Origin of the sequence: Pseudomonas sp. MF6751 (genome assembly GCF_016613265.1) — a bacterium.
GTDB classification, from domain to species: Bacteria; Pseudomonadota; Gammaproteobacteria; order Pseudomonadales; family Pseudomonadaceae; genus Aquipseudomonas; species Aquipseudomonas fluorescens_BV.
In genome coordinates this window covers 21,342-43,669 of sequence record NZ_JAENSV010000037.1, presented here as the reverse complement: position 1 = coordinate 43,669, position 22,328 = coordinate 21,342, and the positions used below count along the sequence as shown (strand labels likewise).

Sequence of the window (22,328 nt, the reverse complement as noted above, 5' to 3'; positions counted from 1 at the left end):
TGTGGGCAATGCATGGCTAATGTGGGAGCTGGCTTGCCTGCGAAAGCGGTGGTTCAGTTGAAAACTCAGTGACTGACACGCCGCCTTCGCGGGCAAGCCCGCTCCCACAGGGGATCTGTGCCAGGCGCTGATCCTGTGGGCAATGCATGGCTAATGTGGGAGCTGGCTTGCCTGCGAAAGCGGTGGTTCAGTTGAAAACTCAGTGACTGACACGCCGCCTTCGCGGGCAAGCCCGCTCCCACAGGGGATCTGTGCCAGGCGTTGATTTTGTGGGCAATACATTGCCAATGTGGGAGCTGGCTTGCCTGCGAAAGCGGTGGTTCAGTTGAAAGCTCAGTGACTGACACGCCGCCTTCGCGGGCAAGCCCGCTCCCACAGGGGATCTGTGCCAGGCGTTGATTTTGTGGGCAATACATTGCCAATGTGGGAGCTGGCTTGCCTGCGAAGGCGGGAGTGCAGTCACAGATGCATCAACTGACCCACCGCCTGCGGGCAAACCAATCAGAAGTAATACGGGAATTTCAGGCTGAACGTAAAGTCCGGTGCATCATCGGTCATGCCAATCGCAAGGTTCGGCACGATGGTCAGGTTATCCGAAGCGGCAATCGTCATACCCACGTTAAAGTAGCCCGCGTTGGCATCGCTGGACACCACCGATTGCCAGTCGCCGCCATCCGGCTTGAGTTTGCTCTTGCGCTGCACCAGGTCGGAAACCGAGAACGACATGCTCATCTTCTCGTTCAGGGCAAAGGCGACGCCGACCCCGAACTGGAAGCTGTCGCCCAGGCGCACCTTGCCTCCCACCTTCTGATTGACTTGACTGCTGATGTCATCGAACGAGTCTTCAAAGTTATGGGTGTACGACAACGAACCGAACAACACGGCCGGGTCGAAGGTCTTGACCAGGGAAATGCCCGGTGTGACCGACCAGACCCCGTTGCCCGTGGGCAGGCTTTCGGGCACGTAGAGGTTGTCGTTGTTCGGTTGCTGGACCAGTTTGATGCCAAAAGGCTCCTTGCCCGTCGGTGCCTTGACGCGCACGGATACCACCGCGTCCGGCAAGGTCGAGGTTTCGTCGAGGAACTTGTACGCCACGCCAAAGTTGACATCGCCGATGGTCGGGTCACGAGTCACGGAACCTTCGGAGGTGGCGGTGGCGTCGTTGCCGGCGCCGCCCGACTGGTAGGTGGACTCGCGGTACACCACCGGCACGTTCAGGTCGAACTGCCAGCGGTTGTCGACGTTGTAGCGCCCGGTAAGGTCCAGGGTCCAACTGTCGGACTTGATCCGGTCCAGGTTGATGTTGCCGAGGAAAATCGAGTCCAGCGCCAGGAAACCATTGAGCGTCAACTGGCGCGCGTCATAACGGGCATAGGTGATGCCGGTTTCCACGCTGAACTTGCCATTGCCGAAAAAGCCGCTGGCTTCGTTGTACAGGTTGCTCACACTTTGCGCAGGGGCCGAGTCGTCCTTGAGGGCCTGGCCGTAGGAGCTGCCACCCCCGCCAGCGCCACCGGATGCCGCGGCTGCGCCCGTACCGCTAGCCGCGACAGTGTTAGCGCCGTTCTTGAAGTCTGCCGGTGATTTGGCCAGACGCCTGGGGGCGGGCGTTGCCGGTTGGTCCTCGACCTGGCGCACACGCTGCTCCAGCACGGCCAAGGCTTTTTGCTGCACGTCGTAGCGTTGCTTGAGTTCCAGGAGTTCCTTCTTCAGGGTTTCGATGTCAGCGTCTGGCGCGGCATACAGCACGGATGCGGGCAAGAGCGTACTCAAACAAACCACCGCACGTAGCGATAACGATCGATGCATGAAATAAGCCGTCCTTTTCTAATGCGTGAGTGTCGAGGGTCAGCGTAGTTCAATAACCGAGCGTGCGTAGGCCTTTGAGTTGATCCAGGTTGCAGTTCAACGCGGCGTTATTCAGCCCGCTATTGTTCATCACGACATTGATCTGGGTGATGTTTCTGACAAGGTTGCTATCGCCGGTCAATACCGTGCCCTGAAGCACATTCCCCGCGCCGATCTGTTGCAGGCTGTTGCCCTGGTTGTGATTGGCCTGGATGGCCATCTGCACGCCGCCACTGTTGGCCGATACGCTGACACGGCCCGCGGCGCTGTCCCCGGTCACTGTGCCGCCCGCCACCAGCACCTGGCCGGACTGCAGGTTATTGGCGGGGGTAACCCCATTTTCGACGTTGATGCCCACATTGTTGTAGGCGGCGTTGCCATCGCCGGCGGCGCGTACACTTTGGGTCACGCCCTGGCCGCTGCCGAGGCCGGCACCACCGACCACATTTCCGGTGCCGGTGTTGGGGCGCGTGCCGGTACCGGTCGAGCCGGTGGTTTGCACGTAGAACTGTGGAGTAATGGTGGTCTTGTCGATGTGCATGTTGGCCGTGCCGGTGATGTTGTCACCGACGGCATTGGTCCAGGTGCTGCTCATGACAATGCCAAAGCTGATGATGCGCCCCGGCATCACGTAACGGCCACGCAGCTCGGCCATTTCGGCGTCCTTGAGTTCGATGGGCTTGAACCCCGAGGACGCATAAGCAGGCATTGAGGCGGCCAGACACAAGACCGTCAGCCAACGGGAAGTGTTCATTTGCTGCTCCTGGGGCGTCCTGCCCCTTATTGCGCTTCTAGAAGAAGTCGCTCTGGATAAAACCGAAATCCATCAGCTCGGCATCGCCCACAGGCCGGAACTCATTCATCTGGCTCTTGGCGGTCAGCGGCAGGGGCGGGTCGAGCAAGACGTTGGCCTTGTCGTAACCCTCGCCCAGTACGGCGAAGACAATGCCATTCCAGCCTTTGACGAAATCGTCATGGGAATAGCGCTTGTGGCCCAATACGGGGTCACCGATGTACACCCAGTCCTTGTCGGCCCGTTGCAACACCACGAAGTGCTTGTAGCCGCGGATTTCCAGCAGCACCACCACGGGGATTTTCACGGTCAGCAGGGTCTCGGGCGCGATCTTGTAGCCCCGGGCGCGCATGCCGATGCTTTCGAGGTAGCGCTTCATATCCAGCATGGAAAAGCCCTGGGTTCGTACCAGGTCCTGGTCGGCAGTGACCAGCATGCCTTTGATGATGTGTGCTTCGTCGACGTCCAGCCAATAGGCCTGGCGCAGGATGGTGGCGAGTGCCGCGGCACCGCAGCTGAAATCGGTTTTCTGTTCCACCAGGTTGGCGAACCGGCGCTCGCGAATGCTCTCCACCTTCTTGAAAATCACCGCACCGCCGGGCATGGCGGAGATTGCCATGGTGCCTGCCCAGGTCGTGCCGGTGAGTAACATCAGGAGGGTGAGGGTCGCGATACGCATGATCGAATGACCTGTTGGACACTGGAATAAAAAAGGGCCTTGTCGCCAAGGCCCCGTTGGATCAGAAGCGCACGCCGCTGGCGCAGACGCTGCAACCTTGGCCGATCGACAGGCTGTTGCTGCCTTGGTTGCCCGCACCGGATTGCAGGTTCACGCCTACGTTGCCGGAGTTGCGGTTAACCGAGTTTTCGAGGCTTGCGTTGTTGGACACGTACTGAGGCTTGCCATAACCATGGCTGCTGGCGGCCGTGTTCAGGTAGCTGTTGTTGAGCGAGTTCTGCTCGGTGTTGGAAGCCGCTGCGATGTTCTTGCCGTCAGCGGTGGTGATGGCCAGGTTGTTTTTACCCTGGTTGCCCTGGCCGGCCTGGCCGTTGTAACCCACGTTGCCGGAGTTGCCGGTGATGGAGTCGTCAAGAGAGGCGTTGTTTTGCGTGCCTTTGTTGACGAAGTTGTTATGCGAGCTGCCTTGGTCGACATCAATCACGGCAAACACGGTGGCGAAGTCGCCTTTGGCACTGGAGATGGCGCCGGCGTTGTCAGCCTGGTTGCCGGAACCTGATTGTACGTTGGCCCCGACATTACCGCTGTTGCTATTTACCGAATTTTCAGCTGATGCATTGTTATCGGTGTTGGTGTCGTCGAATTTGTTGTGTTCGCTTTTTTGTACGTCAGTGACCACAGCGGCCACGGTACCGGTGGGTTGTGGGGTTGGATGCCAGCCACCCGCTTGAGCAGCAGCAGCCATGAGTGCGGCGAGAGCGAAAACCATTGGTTTCAGAGCCATTTGAGGTTTCATGGTGTTTCTCCTTGCTTCTAATTAGTTGGTTAAGTGTTGGTACGGTCTAACGCACGTCTACCAAGCGGTTACTTGATAGTGATGCCCAGGGTGTTAGCCACTCGGTTCCCCACCCCGGCACTCTGGTTCACCTGTGTCACTCCTCGGCTGCCGGTGAAGGCCTGGTCGCTGGTCACGACCTGGCGGCTGCCAGTGGTGGGGGTGAGCCCTGAGTCGGTTGCCAGCGTCGTCGTGTTCTGTTGCAACAGGACGCTGTCATCGATGCTCTGCGGGCCAGGGTTGAGGCTGATCCGCACAGCGTTGATGGATTGGTTATTGGCCCCGGCAGACTGGTTGATGCCCAGCACACCGTTGCCACTGCTGAATGAGTTGCCCTGGATCGCGGCCTTGGCGTTCAGGGACGGGTCGACCTTGCCGTTGACGCGCTGGATGTCGACGTTGGTGGCCTGGCCGCCGAGCGCGATGGCGCGGCTGTTGGACATTTGCTGCCCCGTGCCGGCGGCCTGGTTGATCGACAGCACACCGTCATACTGCTGGCCGCTGTGGTTGATCACGGCGCTGTTGTCGGCCATTGCCGAGGCGCTGCTCAGCAGGGCGAATATCAACAGGGCGCGCTTCATCACTTGCCCCCCATCATGCTGCCGAGATTGTTGAGCGGCGCCATGCCACGCTGGACCGAGTCGCTGATCTGCCCGCCCATGCTGCCGCCGCTGCCCGCACCGTGGCCGGCCGCTGCGCCAGCGCCAAGTGTCGACATGCTGTTTTGGGTGGCACCCAGGCCCGACAAGCTGCCATTGGGCTGAAGGGTGCGGGCGAGGCTGGAACCACTGCTGATGCCGCCGATGTCCCTGTCACTGAGTTCGCCGGTCAGGGCGCTGTTGATCTCTTTGCTGGGGTTGGCGTTGGCGGTATTGGGGTAGGGGTCGGGCAGGGAGGTGCGCCCGTACATGTGGCCCTGCACCGTACGCCCGGTCACGATCACACCGTCACCCGCCTGGCTCGTCAGGCTGACACCTGCACTGAGCACGCAACTGATCAGCAGTACGTTTATCGACGAGGCGTGTGTGAGTGTGTTCACGGCGGCAGTCCTTATTCTTAACGCTGACCCTAAACAGCGTTGTCAGGGAAAGAGCAGAAGGCGTGCCGCTTTTTATTAAATGTTGATATTCAAGGGGTTGGGCTAAAGTCGAGGCAAAGTGATGGCACCCCCGTTTCAGGTTTGAAACAGTCCTGAGCGCTTGAGGCATACCTGTGCTCGCCTCACGCTGTCTCAGCCATGTAACACTGCCTGTGACAGAACTATGAATCCGCACACGGCGGGCGATGCAGGTGAGGGAGGTGTTTCAAAAACGGACACCCGCGGCCCAAACGTACCGCTTCGTGCGAGCGGGCTCAGCCCTTGGGGGTTTTACGCGGAATGGAATTGAGCACGGGGTTGCCGTCCTGGTTTTGGGTCAGGTAGACCGGCAACACCTTGGGCAGGGAGGGCACGAGGTTGTTGACCTCGTTGATGTTATAGATACCGCCGACGCGAATCGCACCGGTACTGGCGTCTGCAAGCATCACCGGCTTTTTCAGGTAGCGGTTGATCAGGGGCAAGGCGTCCGTGAGGGTCAGGTTGTCGAGCACCAGCTTGCCCTGGCGCCATGCCAGCGCGGTGTCATCGGGATTGATAGCGGCGACCTGCGGGGTGGCGTCACCCTGGCGGAAACTGGCTTGCATGCCTGGGCTAAGCGGCACACTGGCATGCTCGCCGTCGCTGGAGATCTGCACCGAGCCCTCCAGTAACATCACCCGCACCTGATCTTCATATTCCCAGACATTGAATTGCGTGCCGGTCACTCGCACCTGGCCTTCGCCGGCCCGCACGATAAACGGGTGGTTGCTGTCGTGCGTGACGTTGAAGAACGCTTCGCCCTTTTTCAGGGTGACACGGCGCTGATCCTTGTAATGGCTGTAGACCAACTCGGTACCCAGGTTCAACTCCACTTGGCTGCCATCGCCCAGGGTGACTTTTTTCAAGCCATTGGCTGCTTCGAACCGTTCATATGAGCTGGGCAACCAGCCCGCTTCCCAGCCGGTGAAGGCGGCAAGCGGCAATGCCGCCAGGCACACCGCTGCGGCCACCGCGTAGGTGCGCAAGCGGCGGGGCGGCTTCTTGATTGTGACCACCACCGCCTCAGGCTTGTCGCGGGGCAGATGGTCGGCCACGTCCCAGATTTCGAGCATGGCTGCATATTCGAAGGCGTGCAGCGGATGGCCATCGTGCCACTGGGTAAAAGCCTGACGTTCGTCCGCCGTGCAATCTGCAGCATGCAGGCGCATGCACCAATGCGCGGCGGCGTCGGTGATGGCGTCATATTCGGTTTCTGAAAGGGGCTTTTCGCTCATTAACTCATCCTGATTTCCCACATTCTAACCTCCCAAGGTAGACGGCGAGAACCGCATCATGGCGATTGCACATCAATTGGAACTTATTCTTGTTTGTGTGCGCCTAAAAAATCAGGAATTAACCTGTCGTCCACTATGGAGTACGAAAATGTTGAAGAAAACCTTGATCGCCCTGTGTGCTACTTCCGCGCTGTTGAGCGCTGGCGCCGCCATGGCCGACAAGCCGGGTGCAGGCTGGATCACCATTGAGAAAGCCATCGAGGTGGCGAAAACCAAGGCCGGTTACATTGAGGTCTACGCCGCTGAAGCGGATGACAATGGCTATTGGGAAGTCAAAGGTCGCAAGTCCGATGGCATCGTGTATGAGGCGCGCATCGACGGCGCTTCCGGTAACGTGCTGCGTGACCAGAAAGACTGATGCACTCGCCGGGGGCCGTTCAGGCCCCCGGCTCCAACTGGCGGCCAAGATGGGTGATCAGGTACGTCACCGAGTCGGCGTTGGCCAGGATGGTGTCAATACGCTTATCAGGGACTGACATGAAAATGATCCTCGCGTCCTGCAGGGTCTTGGCGCCAGTGGCCTTGAAAATTTTCTTTTCAATTGCAGAACCAGGCTTAAAGTCTTCCCACAATTCGGTGAGGCTGTCTTGAGTCTTGAACAGCATCGTTGCAGGCGTCATCGTCGATAACGCGGTGCTGCGCAAATCTTCCAGGGTGGTTTTAAGCACTTCGGCGCCGGGCCTTGCGATATTGATCAAGTCTGGGAAGGGTCGCATGCTGTCCAGGTAGGCAATGTCCACGGTGTCGAGCTTCAAGTGCGATAATTCGTGAATCAGCGTGCTGGCCCTGGCGTGCGTCGATATGTTGAACGCCACATTCTCCAGCAGACGGTTCTGGTAGACGTCCAGATTGGGGTCGAAGAATCGGCTCAGCAGATACAGCTTGCGTTCTCTGTCGGCGGGAATCATGAATGCATAATCCGACGCCGGATCCTGTCGGCTGGTGCCCGCGACAAAGCGCATGGAGTTCGGACCGGTCAAGCTGGGGTCGGTGAGTTCATCGATGATCTCGTCGATTATTTTTGTGACTCTCAAGACCTGGTCCGGGGTCAGTGTGACGACACCAAACATTTCCCCTAAAAATCGCCCAACCCGGCTGTCAGGGTCGCGTTGTACAGCAAAACGCGCAACGTTGCGGCGGCAGTTCAGCGCGTAATAAGTCGCAAAGTTCAACGCTTCAGTGATGGCTTGGGCTTTCCAATAGGTCAACGCGCCAATATCGCGGATGCCGACCGCTTCAATGTTGATATCCCGTACTTCATTGCGCCACGTCTTGAGGTACGACTGGGCCCTGCCGAAGCGCGGCTCCTGGCCGCCCAGCTCCAGTACCCATATGCCCTGCGCATTACGGCCGATGTACGGCCCCACCTGCTCGTCGTTGGCGAGGCGCCAGTGTTGTGCGGCTTTCTTGACGCTATACACCTTGCCGGCCAGCGGCACGTAGTATTTCGAGTTTTCCTGGTCTTCATACACCTGGCTGAGCGTGCTCTTTTTCAGGTCTTGCAACGCCACGTCCTGTGCCTCGAACGGCTGCAGCCGGGTGCGCGAAGGGCAGGTGATATGCCAGGTGGCGAGGGTGGTGGCTGCGGGCAGTGACTCATCTGTCAGCTCGGCCAGCGAGCGCTCCTTTTCAGTGGGTGGGGCAATGGCGGTGCCGTCCAGCGCACTGCGCAGGGCGGCCATTTGCGCCACGCCCCTGACGAAATCCTTGAATGCAGCCTTCCACTGGTGTAGCTGCAAGGCTTCGGCCGAGCGCTTGAACAAGGTGTAGCTGCGCCATACCACCAGCGGGTAGGCGAGTTTGCCGGCCATGAACTGCACCGCCGTCGGGATTTGCGTGCCGAACAAGCGGGTCGCATGGTCCCACAAGGTCTTGGCGCCTTCTTCGAATTGGCTGCCCAGCACCTTGAGCAACATCAATGTGTTTTCGCTGAACAGGTAATGCAGCACATTGCCCGTCACTGCCGAAGCGGCCAGGCGGATATCGGACGGGCTATGCCGGTTGTTTTTCAGCAAGTGGCGGTAAGTGGCCTGGTGCGGATCTTCCAGGTGCATAAGCACCCAGTCCTGCAGGGCGCCTGGCCCTTGTATCTCATCCAGCAAGGCCGTTTCATCCGCGTATTCCTTGAACACATGCTGTTCGCTGTAGGGCGCGTAGAGCACCCATGGACCCTCGCCGGGAAACTGCGGGCCGATCAGGTACACACCCAGCACCTTGGCGGTACTGGCGCCTTCGGTGGCGATCAGCTCCAGCGGTCGAATCGTCGCCGTGGCCCCGCTGAGTGAAGCTCGGGCCACGGCGTCCGGCATATCGAAAATCTGCTGGACCAGGCTCAAGGCTCGGGTGGAAAGCCGCTCCTGCAGACTTTGCTCGTGGGCGTGTTGCAGCGCTTGCCACGGCAACTGACGGCAAAACAGACGCCTGCGTTGGCGTGCATCATCGGTTTGCGCCTCAAGGTGGCTTCGCACCTGTTGCTGATAAGCGCTTTTGAGATCCAGCTGTCGCACCATTTGTATCACGGCACTTGCGTCCAGGGCTTGTGGTAATGGCTTTGCGGTGCGTGAACGCGGGCGGATGTGTTGAACGGTCAGATTTGGCCAGTGCCGCAACGCAAAGTCGGTCAGGTTGTCGACATTCACATCGAGCACTGCATCGGTGGGGATCAGGATGTGATCGGGGTTGAGCGCCTGGCCGGGAAAGCGCGCCTCAAGCAGCGCCATCAGCGTGGTGAAGGCATAAGCACGCAGGGGTTGGATGTCATGCAGGTAGTCATGTTCATCGTCGGCGTTGTTGCAATATTGCTCCAGAAGCTCGGCCTGGTGGATTTGGTCCTGGGGCGGCGCCATCCCCAGCCACAGTGGCAGTGCCTGCTGGTTGACCATGGCATCGGCCAGTGTGATTGCCCTGCCAAGGTTGGTGGGCGGAGGCTGTTCGATGACGGCGTCCAACCGGTCCTGCAATGCGCGGGCGCGCAGGCCCATGGATTGCAGGTGATCCACGCCTTCCATGACCGCGTCGTTGTAGCTGTCTACTCGGTCATTCAACAGGTCCTGATCAATACGTTGCAGCGGGCCCTGGCGAAATGCCTGATGGGGCTCGCGCAAGCAGAACGGCAGATTCTCCAGCAGGCTCAAGCTGTTGAGTGGGTGCGCCAGGCGCTGGGTGATTTCATCGCGCAGGGCGTTGATCGAGGCAAAGACTTCGTAGCCCAGGCGCGGGGTCCAGAGCAGCGCCTGGCCCGAGCGCTGCGGGTCGATACCGCCGCGCTCAGTGATCACGAACGTATTGGCCAGCGGTTGTGGCGTATCCACGGCGTTCAAGTCCAACGTCAAGCCATAGGCATCCGGCAAAAATTCGTTAAGGCCATGGCGTGTCAAGCGCGAAAGACTGTCGGGCTGAAGTAGCGTGTCGAGAATGGCCTGGCTTGTGGGCGCCAGGGTTTTATCCAGCGACCTCAGCTCGGCTTCGCTGCGTAACCCCACCAGCATCGAGTGGGCGTGTTTGGCGTGAGTCTTGACGAGAAATTCATGGGGTTGCTGGCGCATGGCGTGCTTGGAAAACAGCAGCAGGACGCGCTCGATGACGGTGTTGAACGTCTTGAGCGTCATGCTTGGCACTTGCATGAAGACATTGCCTTCGCCCCGTGTATAGAACTTCGTCCTGGACGAGAAGGGCACCGCAGGCGCCTCTTGGGCCAGGCGTTCAATGAAGTGCTCAAGCATGCTCAATGACCGCACTGCCGGACGCTCTTCACGCTCCTGGGCACGCGTAGCGTAGGTATTGATATACACGTCGTCGGCTTTGACTGGCTGTTGCTGCAGTTGCAGTTCAGCGTTGAGCGTGTCAGCGACGATGCTACGTAAGGTCGGGTGTTGCGCGCGCTCCATCGCCAGCGCACGCTCAATCGCCCGCAGGTTTTGAAGCTGCAGCCGGGCGCGCTCGGCCTTGACGGTCGAAGGGCGGCCATTACCATGGGTGACCGGATGCAAGGTCCAGCGCCCGTTGGTCTCCAGTGTGGCCAGTTGATTGTCGAGCAAGGCACGTACGTCCAGGGCACTGTCGAGCAGGGCCGCGAGGTCCACTTGGCCATCGCTGCGCCGGTAGATTTCCAGGGCGTGGTTAAGGTTGCCCGTTTGCTTGCGCGCAATGTCTTGTACCAAGGTCACGAACACATTGCCGGGTATAGGGTTTGCCGCGATGGCGATCGGGTCCAGGCCGAGCAGCGTGTCGCGCTCATCCAATGAGAGGAAGTTGAGCCATTCGTCCTCGTAGCCTTCGGCCTTGAGCATGCTCAGTAACCGGTCTTTGAGGTCGTCGAGGTTTTCCAGCACCTGTAACCCGCGCGATTGGGTGTAGAGGTACGCGTGGTGCTCGGTGATCATCAAGGTGCTCGCCGGTTCAACGTAATGTTGATGGGGGGCATAAAGGCGCACCTTTTCCACGCTGAGGTTTTCGGCATGGGCGCTGCGGGCGCTTTGGTTGCTGAGGAGCAGGGCCTGAAATGCGTGGCTTTCCTCTGCGGTAATAATCTCACCCTGGCGCTTGAGCAATACATCGAGGCGAAACTTCTGCGCCACGACCTGGGCAAAAAAATCCACGCGCGAGGTGCCGCTGTCGATATCTTCATTCCAGTAGGTCTGCAGCAGGCTTTCCAACAGCTTCGAGAAAGTACTGGAGCTTTGTTCGATCAAGGCTTCCCAACGCTGGTGATCTTCTTCCCGTTCGGAGGCAGTGAAGCCAGTGGTGTCATGTTTTGGGTTCGAGTATTCGCGTGTCTGCCCTTTGTGCCACCCATGGCGCACATAAAATTGCAGCAGCGCTTCGCTCAAGGTCAGCGAGTTGACCCAACGTGGCGTTGCTTGCTCAGCTTCGCGGGTGAAGACATTGACCCGTGTGTCCCGTTGATCCAGGTGTTTGAAATGGGGGCGGGCCATGACGCTCAGCAGCGTGTCGAGCATGTCAGGCAAGGTCGGGGTTTTTTGCAGGTGGTCGAGCATGGCCTTGACGTTATCCAGCTGGCAGGCCTGGAGCATGCGTGCTTGCTCCGGCATGACTTCACCCTCGATGAGTTGAGTGGTCAACACCATGGGCGAGTCAGCGCCCAGCGCATTGCGTTGGTCCATCGACAGGTAGCTCAGCAAAGGGGCGCTCTGCAGTGGGTCTTCCAATTGCTCGATCAACTCGCTCAGCAGGGCGGCGTGGCTGTCATAGACCTGTATGCCGTTATCCGGGGTGTAGAGCAACGCCTTGGCGGCGTCGGGTGTGGGGCTGATCGCGAACGCGCCGGCAAGGGGGATGGGGGGCTTGCCGGAAATGTTGATCAGGACCTTTTCAACGCGCATGGGGTGATCATGCCGGCTTGTGTCCTGCCGAGACTCGTCGGTAGCCAGGTAAAGGTTGTACAGCCAATCAAGGTCTTTGGCGGTGAGGCCCAGCGTGCGTTCACGAGCGGTGGGCGAGGCTTTGCCTTGGGGTTTGAGAAACTCAGGGAAGAAATACGGGGGGGTTAAGCGAACCACAGCCTGTCTCCGGCGTGCCAGGAAAAGCACAGGGTAGGCAGGCGCCCGTGGTGCAAGGCGTTAAATATTCAGCGCTGCACACGTTGACAACGCAGAGAGTGCGTGGTGTTTAATCGAGGGTCTGGATGTCCCATTCGTCGCCCCTTCCAATCATAAAAACGGAGCTTCAAATGTCTGCGCAGTCGACAGTTGCCACCGCTTGTGCCTCGATCCGCTTCGCTGAACTGGTGGAGTTACTTCAACAGGTCTTCGTCCGGCACGGCACATCGCCGCAGGTTGCTGCGATTCTTGCGCACAACTGCGCAAGTGCCGAGCGTGACGGTGCCCACAGTCACGGTATTTTTCGCATCCCCGGTTACCTTTCGACGCTGGCCAGTGGATGGGTCAACGGCACCGCCGTCCCCAGCGTGACCGATGTGGCCTCAGGCTTTTTGCGCGTCGACGCGGGCAATGGTTTTGCCCAGCCGGCCCTGGCAGCGGCGCGCCCGTTGCTGGTGGAGAAGGCACGCAGCGCCGGCATCGCGTTGCTGGCGATCCATAACTCCCATCACTTTGCTGCGCTGTGGCCGGACGTCGAGCCGTTTGCCGAGGAGGGGCTGGTGGCACTCAGCGTGGTCAACAGCATGACCTGTGTGGTGCCCCACGGCGCGGATCGCCCGTTGTTCGGCACCAACCCTATCGCGTTTGCGGCACCACGGGCCGACGGTGCGCCGATTGTGTTTGACCTGGCCACCAGCGCCATGGCCCATGGCGACGTGCAAATCGCCGCACGCAAAGGCGAGCGGTTGCCACCGGGCATGGGCGTCGATAGCCTCGGTCAGCCGACCCAGGACCCTAAAGCCATTTTGGAAGGCGGCGCACTGTTGCCATTTGGCGGGCACAAGGGGTCGGCACTGTCGATGATGGTCGAGTTGCTGGCGGCAGCGTTGACGGGCGGCAACTTCTCTTTTGAATTCGATTGGACGGACCACCCAGGCGCGCGTACGCCGTGGACAGGCCAGCTTCTTATCGTGATCGACCCGAGTAAAACCGCAGGGCAAAGCTTCGCCCAACGCAGCCAGGAGCTGGTGCGGCAGATGCATGCGGCGGGGCTGCGTCGATTGCCGGGGGACCGACGCCATCGTACGCGGGCGAAGTCGCAGGAAACCGGAATCGAACTGGACGCGCAGGCGTTGCGCGAGTTGAGGGCCTTGGCGGCGGGATGAAACAGGCTGCGCGATGCGCAGCCTGAATGGATCAGTTACGGCGACCCAGCAACAGGCCGACCACCAGGCCAAAGCCAGCGGAAATGGCCACGGTCTGCCATGGGTGCCCACCGATGTAAGTCTCGGTGGCATCCACAACCGGCTTGCTGCGTTCACGCACGTTGGACACCGATTCCAGGGCTTGCTTGAGTTTGATGGCAACCTGCTCGCGCAGGGTTTCACCTTCCTCGCCCACCAGGGATGCGCTGCTTTTGAGCAGTTTGTCCGACTCTTCGATCAATGTGCTCAGTTCGCTGAACGCTTGGTCCTTGATTTGATCTTCGACAGCTTGGGCGGCGGTTTTGCGGGCCATTGAGTGACTCCTTGCAGGTGGATGTGGCAGTGAACAATGGAGTATCGGGCGGTGGCAAAAGTTGCAGTTTTTTTGCCAGCGCGCTCATCCGAGGCAAAATCCGGATCGGGAACTTTGGGCCTACAGTGTAAGATGTCACCTATTTGTGCAGCAGGTAATTCAACATGAGCTTCAATCTCGCCAACAAGACCCTCGCCGAACGCGCCGAGCTGGAAGATGAAAAGTCGCGCCTCTACGACCTGTGGCAAACCAACCTGGGCAAGGCCAAAGGCGAAGCCGCGCGCTTGTTCGGTGAGCGCGCCAAACGCAAGGGCAAGTGGGCCGAATGGGTACGTGCCGAACTCGATGGCATGTCGCCGCCGGAGTTTTCCAACATGGTGCGCAGTGAAGTCAACAAGCTGATGGCGGCGGCAAAGTAAAGCACGCCACAATCGCTTCGCGCACCTTGAGCAACAGCGGGTCCAACTGAGCCTGGGTGCGCCAGCCCAACTCCACCGGGTAATGCGGTAGCGCCAGCGGGCAGGGCAGCACGCGCAGGCCGGTCATTTGCGCAATGGCGTGGGCCGCATGCCCGGGAATGGTTGCTACTGCGGTGCTGCCTTTGAGCAGATACGGCAGCGCGGCAAAGTGGCTGGTGGACGCGCACACGTGGCGGCGCAGCCCGTGCGCCGCCAAGCCTTCATCGGTAATGCCGATAAACCCGCCTGACGACACCAATACATGTTCCCGTGTGACAAACCCTTGCAGGTCGATAGTCTCCTCGCCCGGCGCCAGGCTATGGGGGTCTACCAGGCAACGATAGTCACCTTCCCCCAGCACCTGTCGGCTCAGCCTGCGCTCGGTAAAACCGCCGGCGGTAATGGCCAGGTCCAGCGTGCGGTCGAGCAGAGCGGCGGCGACGATCTGGCTGTAGGTCTGGCGAAAGATCACCCGTAGCTTGGGCAGGCGCAGTGCGATGGCCTCCATCAGGCTTCGGGCATAGGCAATCTCGAAGTCATCCGACAGCCCCAGCACCACCGAGCGGCCCTCGTAGTGCAGGTTTTGCGGGCTGATCATCGCCAGGCTCTGGCGGCAGCGATCCAATGCCTCACTGATCACCGGTTTCAACTGGTTGGCACGCAATGTGGGCGCCAGGCCGCGTCCGGTGCGCACGAACAAAGGGTCACCATACAGCTCGCGCAAACGCCGCAAGCCCGCGCTGATCGCCGACTGCGTCACGCCCAAACGCAGCGCCGCACGGCTGGCACTGGACTCGTCGTGCAGGGCTTCGAAGGTTTTGAGCAGGTTCAGGTCAACCTGGGCGATATTCATTTGGGTCATATCATTTAGCACTGAGGTGGGCTTTATTCATGATCGAGTCTGGCCGGAGAATGGGCAACCCCTATCTATCGGAGTGAGCCTGATGCCCGTATCGACTGTCGCAGCCCTGCAAATCGGCGCCTTGCCTGGCGGCAAGGCTGAAACCCTGGCGCAGATCCTGGCCTATGAGGATCAAATCCAGCGCAGTGGCGCGCACTTGGTGGTCATGCCCGAGGCGTTGCTGGGCGGCTATCCCAAGGGCGAAAGCTTTGGCACGCAATTGGGTTATCGCCTGCCCGAGGGCCGGGAAGCCTTTGCACGGTATTTTGCCAATGCCATCGACGTACCGGGGCCAGAAACCGAGGCGCTGGCCGGGATGTCGGCGCGTACCGGTGCCAGCCTGGTGCTGGGCGTGATCGAACGCAGTGGCAGCACGCTGTACTGCACGGTGTTGTATTTCGAACCGTCGGGCGGCCTGGTGGCCAAGCACCGCAAGCTGATGCCGACCGGCACCGAGCGGCTTATCTGGGGCAAGGGCGACGGCTCGACCCTGCCGGTGATCGACACCGCGGTGGGGCGAATCGGCGGCGCGGTGTGCTGGGAAAACATGATGCCGTTGCTGCGCACCGCGATGTACGCCAAGGGCGTTCAGGTGTGGTGTGCACCCACCGTGGACGAGCGCGACATGTGGCAGGTGAGCATGCGCCATATTGCCCATGAAGGGCGTTGCTTTGTGGTCAGCGCCTGCCAGGTGCAGGCATCGCCCGAAGCCTTGGGTGTGGAGGTTGCCAATTGGCCGGATGACCGTCCGTTGATTGCCGGCGGCAGCGTGATCGTTGGGCCCATGGGCGACATTTTGGCGGGGCCGTTGGTGGGCGAGGCGGGGTTGTTGACGGCGCAGATCGATACTGATCAGTTGGTGCGGGCCCGCTACGACTACGACGTAGTGGGGCATTACGCCCGGCCGGATATTTTTGAATTGGTGGTGGACGAGCGCGCCAAGCCAGGCGTTCGCTATATCACTGACTGAACGCAATCAACCTGTGGGAGCTGGCTTGCCTGCGATGGCGGCGCGTCAGTAACAGATGAATTGAATGACACGCCGCTATCGCAGGCAAGCCAGCTCCCACATTTGGTTTTCAGCCACTTACCAGGTGGCGGTGCTCGGCAAGTCCAGGGTGCCACGCTCTACAAAGCGCATGGTGCCAAACAGGCCTCCCGCCAGTTTGCCGCGCAGCACGTAGGGCAGGTTGTTCAGGCTTTGGGTCTGGCTCAGGCCCAGGGTCTGGCGCAACACCGAAAATGCAGAAACGCTGACCGGCACCATCAGTACGGTTTCAGAAAAGCGTGGGATGCTGCCCGCCTGATCGCTGACGCCAGAAGCGAGTGGCCGGCCATTGACCTCCAGGTCCAGGGCCACGCCGTTGTAGTCGATTGCCGCTTCATTGGGGTTTTGCACCCGCAGCTTCACGGCAAAGCGCACTTCCAGGTCCTGGCTTTGCAGCGGCTCGATACCCACCACATTGATGTTCACCGGGTCGCGGTTGGGGAACAGTGCGCAGGCGCTCAAGGTCAGCAGCAACAGCGATAGAACCATGAGCTTGCGCATAAATAAATGCTCCTACTTTTGGGTGACGTCCGGGTCCTGCATGACCTTGAGGGTAGAGGACTCCGGCTCGAATTCATCTTCTTCCAGCTCTATGAACTCTTCGGGCAGGAAAATGTTCAGCAGGATTGCACAGAATGCACCCACGGTGATCGGTGATTCGAAGATGTTGTGCAGCGCCTTGGGCAGCTCGCGCAGCACTTCCGGCACCGCGGCGACGCCCAGGCCCATGCCTAGGGAAATTGCCACGATTAGCACATTACGCCGATGCAGGCCCGCTTCGGCGAGGATCTTGATCCCGGCCACGGCCACGGTGCCGAACATGATCAGGGTCGCGCCGCCCAATACGGGCTTGGGCATCAGTTGCAGCACCGCGCCGATCATCGGAAACAACCCCAGCAGCACCAGCAGGCCAGCAATGAAGTACGCCACGTAGCGGCTGGCCACGCCGGTCAATTGGATCACGCCGTTGTTCTGGGCAAAGGTCACCATCGGCAGGCTGTTGAAGGTGGCGGCCATCGCGGAGTTGAGGCCGTCGGCCAGCAGGCCGGACTTGATGCGCTTGATATACAGCGGGCCCTTGACCGGTTGCTGGGAAATCATCGAGTTGGCGGTCAGGTCACCGGCGGCTTCCAGGGGCGAAATCAGGAAGATCACCGCCACCGGGATAAACGCCACCCAGTCGAACGAGAAACCGTACTTGAACGGTACCGGCACGCTGATCAGCGGCACCTGGGGTAGGGCGGCCATGTCGACGCGGCCCAGCAGCCACGCCACTACGAAGCCCAGGGTCAGGCCGATCACGATCGAACCCAGGCGCAGGAACGGGTTGTTGAAGCGGTTGAGTACCACTATGGTCAGCAGCACCAAGGCCGCCAGGCCCATGTTGCCTGCGGCGCCCAGGTCGCTGGCGCCATAGCCGCCAGCCATGTCGGTGACTGCCACCTTGATCAGTGACAAGCCCATCAAGGTGATGATGGTGCCGGTCACCACCGGGGTGATCAGTTTGCGCAGTTTGCCGATGAACTGGCTGAGCACCACTTCGATAAACGCCGCGAAAAAGCAGATGCCAAAGATCGTCGAGAGGATTTCATCGGTGCCGCCGCCCCGGGCCTTGACCATGAACCCGGCGCTCAAAATCACGCTGATAAAGGAAAAACTGGTGCCTTGCAGGCACAACAGCCCCGAACCCACCGGCCCGAAAGTGCGCGCCTGCACAAAGGTGCCAAGCCCCGAGACAAACAGCGCCATGCTCACCAGGTACGGCACTTCGCTTTCCAGCCCCAGTACGCCGCCGACGATCAGGGTGGGCGTGATGATGCCGACAAAACTCGCCAACACATGCTGCAACGCGGCAAAAATCGCGGCGGTGAAGTGCGGGCGGTCTTCGAGGCCGTACATGAGGTCGGATTTATAGCGCGGGCCGGGGGCTTGAGCGTCAGACAAAATGATGGCTCGGGTCAGAAAATGGAGGCGCAGGATGCCAGAAAGTGCCAGGCGCCTGAAGTGTAAAAAAATATTTATGAAAACCCTGCGCTAAAGCCGTGGCCCAGCCGATATCAAGCATAGGCCCACACTACAACGACAACAGTGGTGACCAAGGTCTGGGCAGCGCGTTGACGCTGACGGATCGTTTCGCGGCAAGGACGCTCGCAAACACTACTTCTGAGAGCAGCCCTATGTCCCTCCGTCACCTGAATATTGCCCCTCGCGCGTTTATCGGTTTTGCCTTCATTGCGGTTCTAGTGGTGCTGTTGGGCGTGTTTGCAGTCAACCGCATGACGCAGATGCGCCAATCCTCCCAGGACATGAGCGCGAACCAGCTGCCCAGCATGACTCACCTGGGTACCATCACCGAAAACGTGCTGCGCATGCGCATCCTGTCGTTTCGCGTGCTGGTCAACCGCGAACCTGCCGCCCTGCAGGAAGCCGAGACCCGCATCGGCGTGTTGGCTGACAAGGTCAAGACCGCCCAGACCAAATACGCCACGCTGCCTGCCGGCCCGGAGGAGGCTGCGCTGTACAAGGCCTTTGGCGTCACCCTGGAGAACTACCTCAAAGCCCAGGCCGAGATGGTGGCATTGTCCAAGCAAGGCAAGGTCGATGAGATGCGCGCCCTGATCAACAGCCGTATCAAGGACGGCACTGACCAGATGGGCGAGCAACTGAACAAGCTGATCGCCATCAATGCGGCCGACGCCAAGCAGGCCGACGAGGATGCCGGGCAAAGCTACGAAGGAGCGATCACCGGTGTGGTGGCGGTCTCCGTGGTGGCGGCATTGCTCACCGTGCTGCTGGCCTGGTTGCTGACCCGCAGCATCGTGACCCCGCTGCGCAAGGCCGTGGAAGTGGCCGAGACCATCGCCGCCGGCAACCTGAGCAAAACCATCGAGGACGATGGCAAGGACGAACCGGCACGGTTGCTCAGTGCGCTGTCGACCATGCAAGCCAGCCTGCGCCAGACTATCCAGCACATCGCGGGTTCGGCCACGCAGCTCGCGTCGGCGGCGGAAGAGTTGAGCGCGGTCACCGAGGAAGCGTCCCGTGGCCTGCAACAGCAGAATAATGAAATCGACCAGGCCGCCACGGCCGTCAATGAGATGACGGCGGCAGTGGAGGAGGTGGCGCGTAACGCGGTTTCCACCTCTGAGGCGTCCGGGCAGTCCAACCAGGCGGCGCGGGAAGGCCGTGATCGGGTGATGGAAACCGTCGGTGCGATCCAGACCATGACCCAGGAGGTACAGAATACCTCCGCGATGATTGAAGGCCTGGCCGCACAGGGCCGGGATATCGGCAAGGTGCTGGATGTGATCCGCGCGATTGCCGAGCAAACCAACCTGCTGGCGCTCAACGCAGCGATTGAAGCCGCCCGTGCCGGCGAGGCCGGACGTGGCTTTGCGGTGGTCGCCGATGAAGTGCGCGCCCTGGCCCATCGCACCGCGCAGTCGACCCAGGAAATCGAGAAGATGGTCGCCGGCATCCAGAACGGAACCGGGGAGGCCGTGCAGTCCATGCAACAGAGCAACCAGCGCAGCCAGAGCACCCTGGAAATGGCACGCGCAGCCGGCGCCTCATTGGAGCAGATCACTGCGTCCATCAGCCTGATCAACGAACGCAACCTGGTGATTGCCAGCGCGTCGGAAGAACAGGCCCAGGTCTCCCGCGAGGTGGACCGTAACCTGGTCAACATCCGCGACCTGGCCACCCAGTCGGCGGCGGGCGCCAACCAGACCAGCGCGGCCAGCCATGAACTGTCGAGGCTGGCGGTGGATTTGAATGGGATGGTGGCCAGGTTCGTCGTCTAACTGCTGCCACAACACCCTGTGGGGTGTCAGGTAGAGAAGCGTCGGCTGTCAGTCCGTCACGGGAGCAAGCTCCCTCGCCACAGGTCCAGCGTCACACCAAAGTTGTGTAGATACCTATGGCTATCGCAGGCAAGCCAGCTCCTACCTTTGCTCTTGTGTTGTGTCAGTGTCGCCATGCCCCTGGATTCACCAGGTTTACCGGCTTTTCGCCAGCCAATGCCGCCAAAAGATTCTCCACCGCACACTTGGCCATCGCCTCCCGCGTCTCATGGGTGGCCGAGCCGATATGCGGCGTGGCTACCACATTGTTCAACCGCAACAACGGCGACGCGTGATCCAGCGGCTCCTTCTCAAACACATCCAACCCCGCCGCGCGGATAGTGCGTTGCTGCAACGCCTGCACCAGCGCCGCCTCGTCCACCACCTTGCCTCGGGAGATATTGATAAAAATCGTCTCCGGCCCCATCAGCGCGAATTCCTCGGCGCCAATCAACTTCTCGGTCTCAGCGGTCAACGGCAGGGTCAGGCAGACAAAATCAGCCTCTTTGAGCAAGTCCTGCAAGCTGCGGTACTGCGCGCCAAAGCGTGCTTCAACCGCCGGCTTGGGCGAGTGGCTGTGGTAGATCACCGGCATGCCGAAGCCAAAATGCCCGCGCTGGGCCAGGGCTTCGCCGATGCGGCCCATGCCGATGATGCCGAGGGTCTTGCCATGTACATCGCTGCCAAAATGCGCCGGGCCGATGTTTTTGTTCCATTGGCCGGCGCGCACCATGTCGGCCAGTTCGACCACGCGCCGGGCGGTGGCCAGGATCAGCGCAAAGCCGGTGTCGGCGGTGGTTTCGGTGAGTACGTCCGGGGTGTTGCTGAGCAGGATGCCGCGTTGGGTCAGGTAATCGATATCGTAGTTGTCGACGCCCACCGAGACGCTGGCCACTGCTTCCAGCTTGGGTGCCAGATCGAGCAACTGGGCATCCAGGCGCAGGCTTGCACCCAGCAGGCCTTGGGCGGTGGGGAGGGCATCGCGCAGCTTGGCCAGGCCGGTTTCATCCAGAGCGTCAATCAGCGTGACGTCGACCTGCTCGTGCAGGCGTGTCATGAGCGGCGCGGACAGTTTTTTGTACAGCACGACAGACTTTTTCATGAGGTTTTTACCTTCAATTCCAGGGTTGGCGTCGGCGAGCGGTCACTGGCGCCGGGCTTGAGGAAAATCGTCAGCACCACGGAAAGCAGCAGCGCGCCGCTCATCAGCAGGTACGAAGCGCCGGGCGAGCCGGTGCTGCTGTTGAGGTAGCCCACCAGGTACGAGCCACCGAACGAGCCCAGGGCGCCCATGCTATTGATCAGCGCCATGGCGCCACCGGCGACGTTGGCTGGGAGGATTTCCGGGACGATGGCGAAAAACGGGCCGTAGGGTGCATACATGCAGGCCCCGGCGATCACCAGCAGGGTGTAGGACCACCAGAAGTGTTCGGCGCCCAGCACGTAGGACGCGTAGAAGGCAATCGACGCAATCAATAGCGGCGGCCAGACAAAACGCTTACGTTTCTGCAGCTTGTCCGAACCCCAGGACACCACGAGCATGCCAATCACCGCCGCCAGGTAGGGCAGGGCCGAGAGCCAGCCGGCTTCGACCATGTCCATCTGCAAACCGGCCTTGAGGATCGATGGCAACCACAGCACGAAGCCGTACACGCCAATGCTCCAGCAGAAAAACTGCAACGCGAGAATGATCACCTTGGGCGAACGGAATGCCTCGGCGTAGTTTTTCACGGCCTTGATCCCCACCTGCTCGGCGGCGAGGGCGGTTTCCAGGCTGTGCTTTTCGGCGTCGCTCAGCCACTTGGCATCCTTGGGGCGCTCATCGGCCAGCTTCCACCAGATAAACGCCCACAACACCGCCGGCAGGCCCTCGATGATGAACATCCAGCGCCAGCTGAAATGCTGCACCAGGTAGCCCGACACCACCGACATCCACAGCATGGTGACCGGGTTGCCGAGGATCAGGAAAGTGTTGGCCCGTGAGCGTTCGGCACGGGTGAACCAGTGGCACAGGTACACCAGCATGGCCGGCATCACGGCGGCCTCGACCACCCCGAGCATGAAGCGGATGACGATCAGCATGTAGGCGTTGGACACCACGCCAGTCAGCGTCGCCAAGCCGCCCCAGAGGATCAGGCTGACGAAGATCAGTTTCTTGACGCTGCGCTTTTGCGCGTAGATCGCCCCCGGCACCTGGAAGAAAAAGTAGCCAAGGAAAAACAGCGCACCGAGCAGCGAAGACATGCCTGGCGTGATCATCAGGTCTTCGGCCATGCCGGACGCGGCGGCGAAGCCGTAGTTGGCGCGGTCGAGGTAGGCCAGGCTGTAGGTGATAAACACGATAGGCATGATGTACCACCAGCGACGGGTGGCGAGTTTCACGGTTTCCATGGGGTTGCTCCTGAGCTTGTTGTAGTTGTGGCAACAGGTAATGGG

Annotated in this window: 19 protein-coding genes; 5 read left to right on the top strand and 14 right to left on the bottom strand. The window is 60.4% G+C overall.

The genetic code is table 11. The features are described 5' to 3' along the window. Positions 1-501: 501 nt before the first annotated feature. From JJD66_RS22290 to JJD66_RS22260, 7 genes are all read right to left on the bottom strand, one after another. Positions 502-1,809 carry a hypothetical protein gene (locus JJD66_RS22290; RefSeq protein ID WP_032892089.1) on the bottom strand — a complete coding sequence of 436 codons (1,308 nt, stop codon included), beginning with the start codon at positions 1,807-1,809 and terminating at the stop codon, positions 502-504. A gap of 49 nt (positions 1,810-1,858) precedes the next feature. Continuing rightward, complete coding sequence (locus JJD66_RS22285) at positions 1,859-2,602, bottom strand: hypothetical protein (protein ID WP_105226688.1); 744 nt, start codon at positions 2,600-2,602, stop codon at positions 1,859-1,861. A 37-nt stretch (positions 2,603-2,639) separates the two neighbouring features. Then, positions 2,640-3,320 (bottom strand): C39 family peptidase, encoded by a 681-nt coding sequence (locus JJD66_RS22280; protein ID WP_019817800.1) that lies wholly within the window; start codon positions 3,318-3,320, stop codon positions 2,640-2,642. Positions 3,321-3,381: 61 nt separating this feature from the next. After that, positions 3,382-4,116, bottom strand: a complete 735-nt coding sequence (locus tag JJD66_RS22275; RefSeq protein WP_200649050.1) for a hypothetical protein — start codon at positions 4,114-4,116, stop codon at positions 3,382-3,384. Positions 4,117-4,184: 68 nt separating this feature from the next. Next, positions 4,185-4,736 (bottom strand): adhesin, encoded by a 552-nt coding sequence (locus tag JJD66_RS22270; RefSeq protein ID WP_200649049.1) that lies wholly within the window; start codon positions 4,734-4,736, stop codon positions 4,185-4,187. Continuing rightward, positions 4,736-5,194 carry a hypothetical protein gene (locus tag JJD66_RS22265; RefSeq protein WP_105226690.1) on the bottom strand — a complete coding sequence of 153 codons (459 nt, stop codon included), beginning with the start codon at positions 5,192-5,194 and terminating at the stop codon, positions 4,736-4,738. The genes JJD66_RS22270 and JJD66_RS22265 overlap by 1 nt, the downstream gene beginning before the upstream one ends. 314 nt (positions 5,195-5,508) lie before the next feature. After that, a complete protein-coding gene (locus tag JJD66_RS22260; protein ID WP_200649048.1) occupies positions 5,509-6,507 on the bottom strand; it encodes a FecR family protein in 999 nt (332 codons plus the stop codon). 148 nt (positions 6,508-6,655) lie between these two features. On the opposite strand from JJD66_RS22260, the gene JJD66_RS22255 reads away from it, so the two are divergent. Next, positions 6,656-6,925 carry a PepSY domain-containing protein gene (locus JJD66_RS22255; RefSeq protein WP_014718736.1) on the top strand — a complete coding sequence of 90 codons (270 nt, stop codon included), beginning with the start codon at positions 6,656-6,658 and terminating at the stop codon, positions 6,923-6,925. Positions 6,926-6,944: 19 nt separating this feature from the next. Here the strand turns inward: JJD66_RS22255 and JJD66_RS22250 are convergent, their stop codons facing one another. After that, entirely contained in the window at positions 6,945-12,086 is a 5,142-nt protein-coding gene (locus JJD66_RS22250; RefSeq protein ID WP_200649047.1) for a dermonecrotic toxin domain-containing protein, read from the bottom strand. 170 nt (positions 12,087-12,256) lie between these two features. On the opposite strand from JJD66_RS22250, the gene JJD66_RS22245 reads away from it, so the two are divergent. Beyond that, a complete protein-coding gene (locus JJD66_RS22245) occupies positions 12,257-13,291 on the top strand; it encodes an Ldh family oxidoreductase (RefSeq protein ID WP_072447818.1) in 1,035 nt (344 codons plus the stop codon). 31 nt (positions 13,292-13,322) lie between these two features. Here the strand turns inward: JJD66_RS22245 and JJD66_RS22240 are convergent, their stop codons facing one another. Next, positions 13,323-13,643 carry a DUF883 family protein gene (locus JJD66_RS22240; RefSeq protein ID WP_200649046.1) on the bottom strand — a complete coding sequence of 107 codons (321 nt, stop codon included), beginning with the start codon at positions 13,641-13,643 and terminating at the stop codon, positions 13,323-13,325. Positions 13,644-13,807: 164 nt separating this feature from the next. Between JJD66_RS22240 and JJD66_RS22235 the strand changes: the two genes are divergently transcribed. Beyond that, on the top strand, positions 13,808-14,062 hold the full coding sequence (locus JJD66_RS22235) for a hypothetical protein (protein WP_003190904.1): 255 nt from the start codon (positions 13,808-13,810) through the stop codon (positions 14,060-14,062). Here the strand turns inward: JJD66_RS22235 and JJD66_RS22230 are convergent. After that, a complete protein-coding gene (locus JJD66_RS22230) occupies positions 14,034-14,954 on the bottom strand; it encodes a LysR family transcriptional regulator (RefSeq protein WP_060764663.1) in 921 nt (306 codons plus the stop codon). The genes JJD66_RS22235 and JJD66_RS22230 overlap by 29 nt on opposite strands. Positions 14,955-15,045: 91 nt before the next feature. Between JJD66_RS22230 and JJD66_RS22225 the strand changes: the two genes are divergently transcribed. Next, complete coding sequence (locus JJD66_RS22225; protein WP_200649045.1) at positions 15,046-15,972, top strand: carbon-nitrogen hydrolase family protein; 927 nt, start codon at positions 15,046-15,048, stop codon at positions 15,970-15,972. Between the two features lie 117 nt (positions 15,973-16,089). Here the strand turns inward: JJD66_RS22225 and JJD66_RS22220 are convergent, their stop codons facing one another. Beyond that, entirely contained in the window at positions 16,090-16,551 is a 462-nt protein-coding gene (locus JJD66_RS22220; protein ID WP_198716538.1) for an LEA type 2 family protein, read from the bottom strand. Between the two features lie 12 nt (positions 16,552-16,563). Beyond that, complete coding sequence (locus tag JJD66_RS22215) at positions 16,564-17,994, bottom strand: nucleobase:cation symporter-2 family protein (protein WP_200649044.1); 1,431 nt, start codon at positions 17,992-17,994, stop codon at positions 16,564-16,566. A gap of 233 nt (positions 17,995-18,227) precedes the next feature. Between JJD66_RS22215 and JJD66_RS22210 the strand changes: the two genes are divergently transcribed. After that, entirely contained in the window at positions 18,228-19,853 is a 1,626-nt protein-coding gene (locus JJD66_RS22210) for a methyl-accepting chemotaxis protein (RefSeq protein ID WP_200649043.1), read from the top strand. 163 nt (positions 19,854-20,016) lie between these two features. Here the strand turns inward: JJD66_RS22210 and JJD66_RS22205 are convergent, their stop codons facing one another. Both JJD66_RS22205 and JJD66_RS22200 read right to left on the bottom strand, forming a co-directional pair. Next, the gene (locus JJD66_RS22205) at positions 20,017-20,994 is read right to left on the bottom strand and encodes a 2-hydroxyacid dehydrogenase (RefSeq protein WP_200649042.1); all 978 of its coding nucleotides are present in this window, start codon (positions 20,992-20,994) and stop codon (positions 20,017-20,019) included. Beyond that, complete coding sequence (locus JJD66_RS22200) at positions 20,991-22,283, bottom strand: MFS transporter (RefSeq protein WP_034127684.1); 1,293 nt, start codon at positions 22,281-22,283, stop codon at positions 20,991-20,993. The genes JJD66_RS22205 and JJD66_RS22200 overlap by 4 nt, the downstream gene beginning before the upstream one ends. Positions 22,284-22,328: the final 45 nt, after the last annotated feature.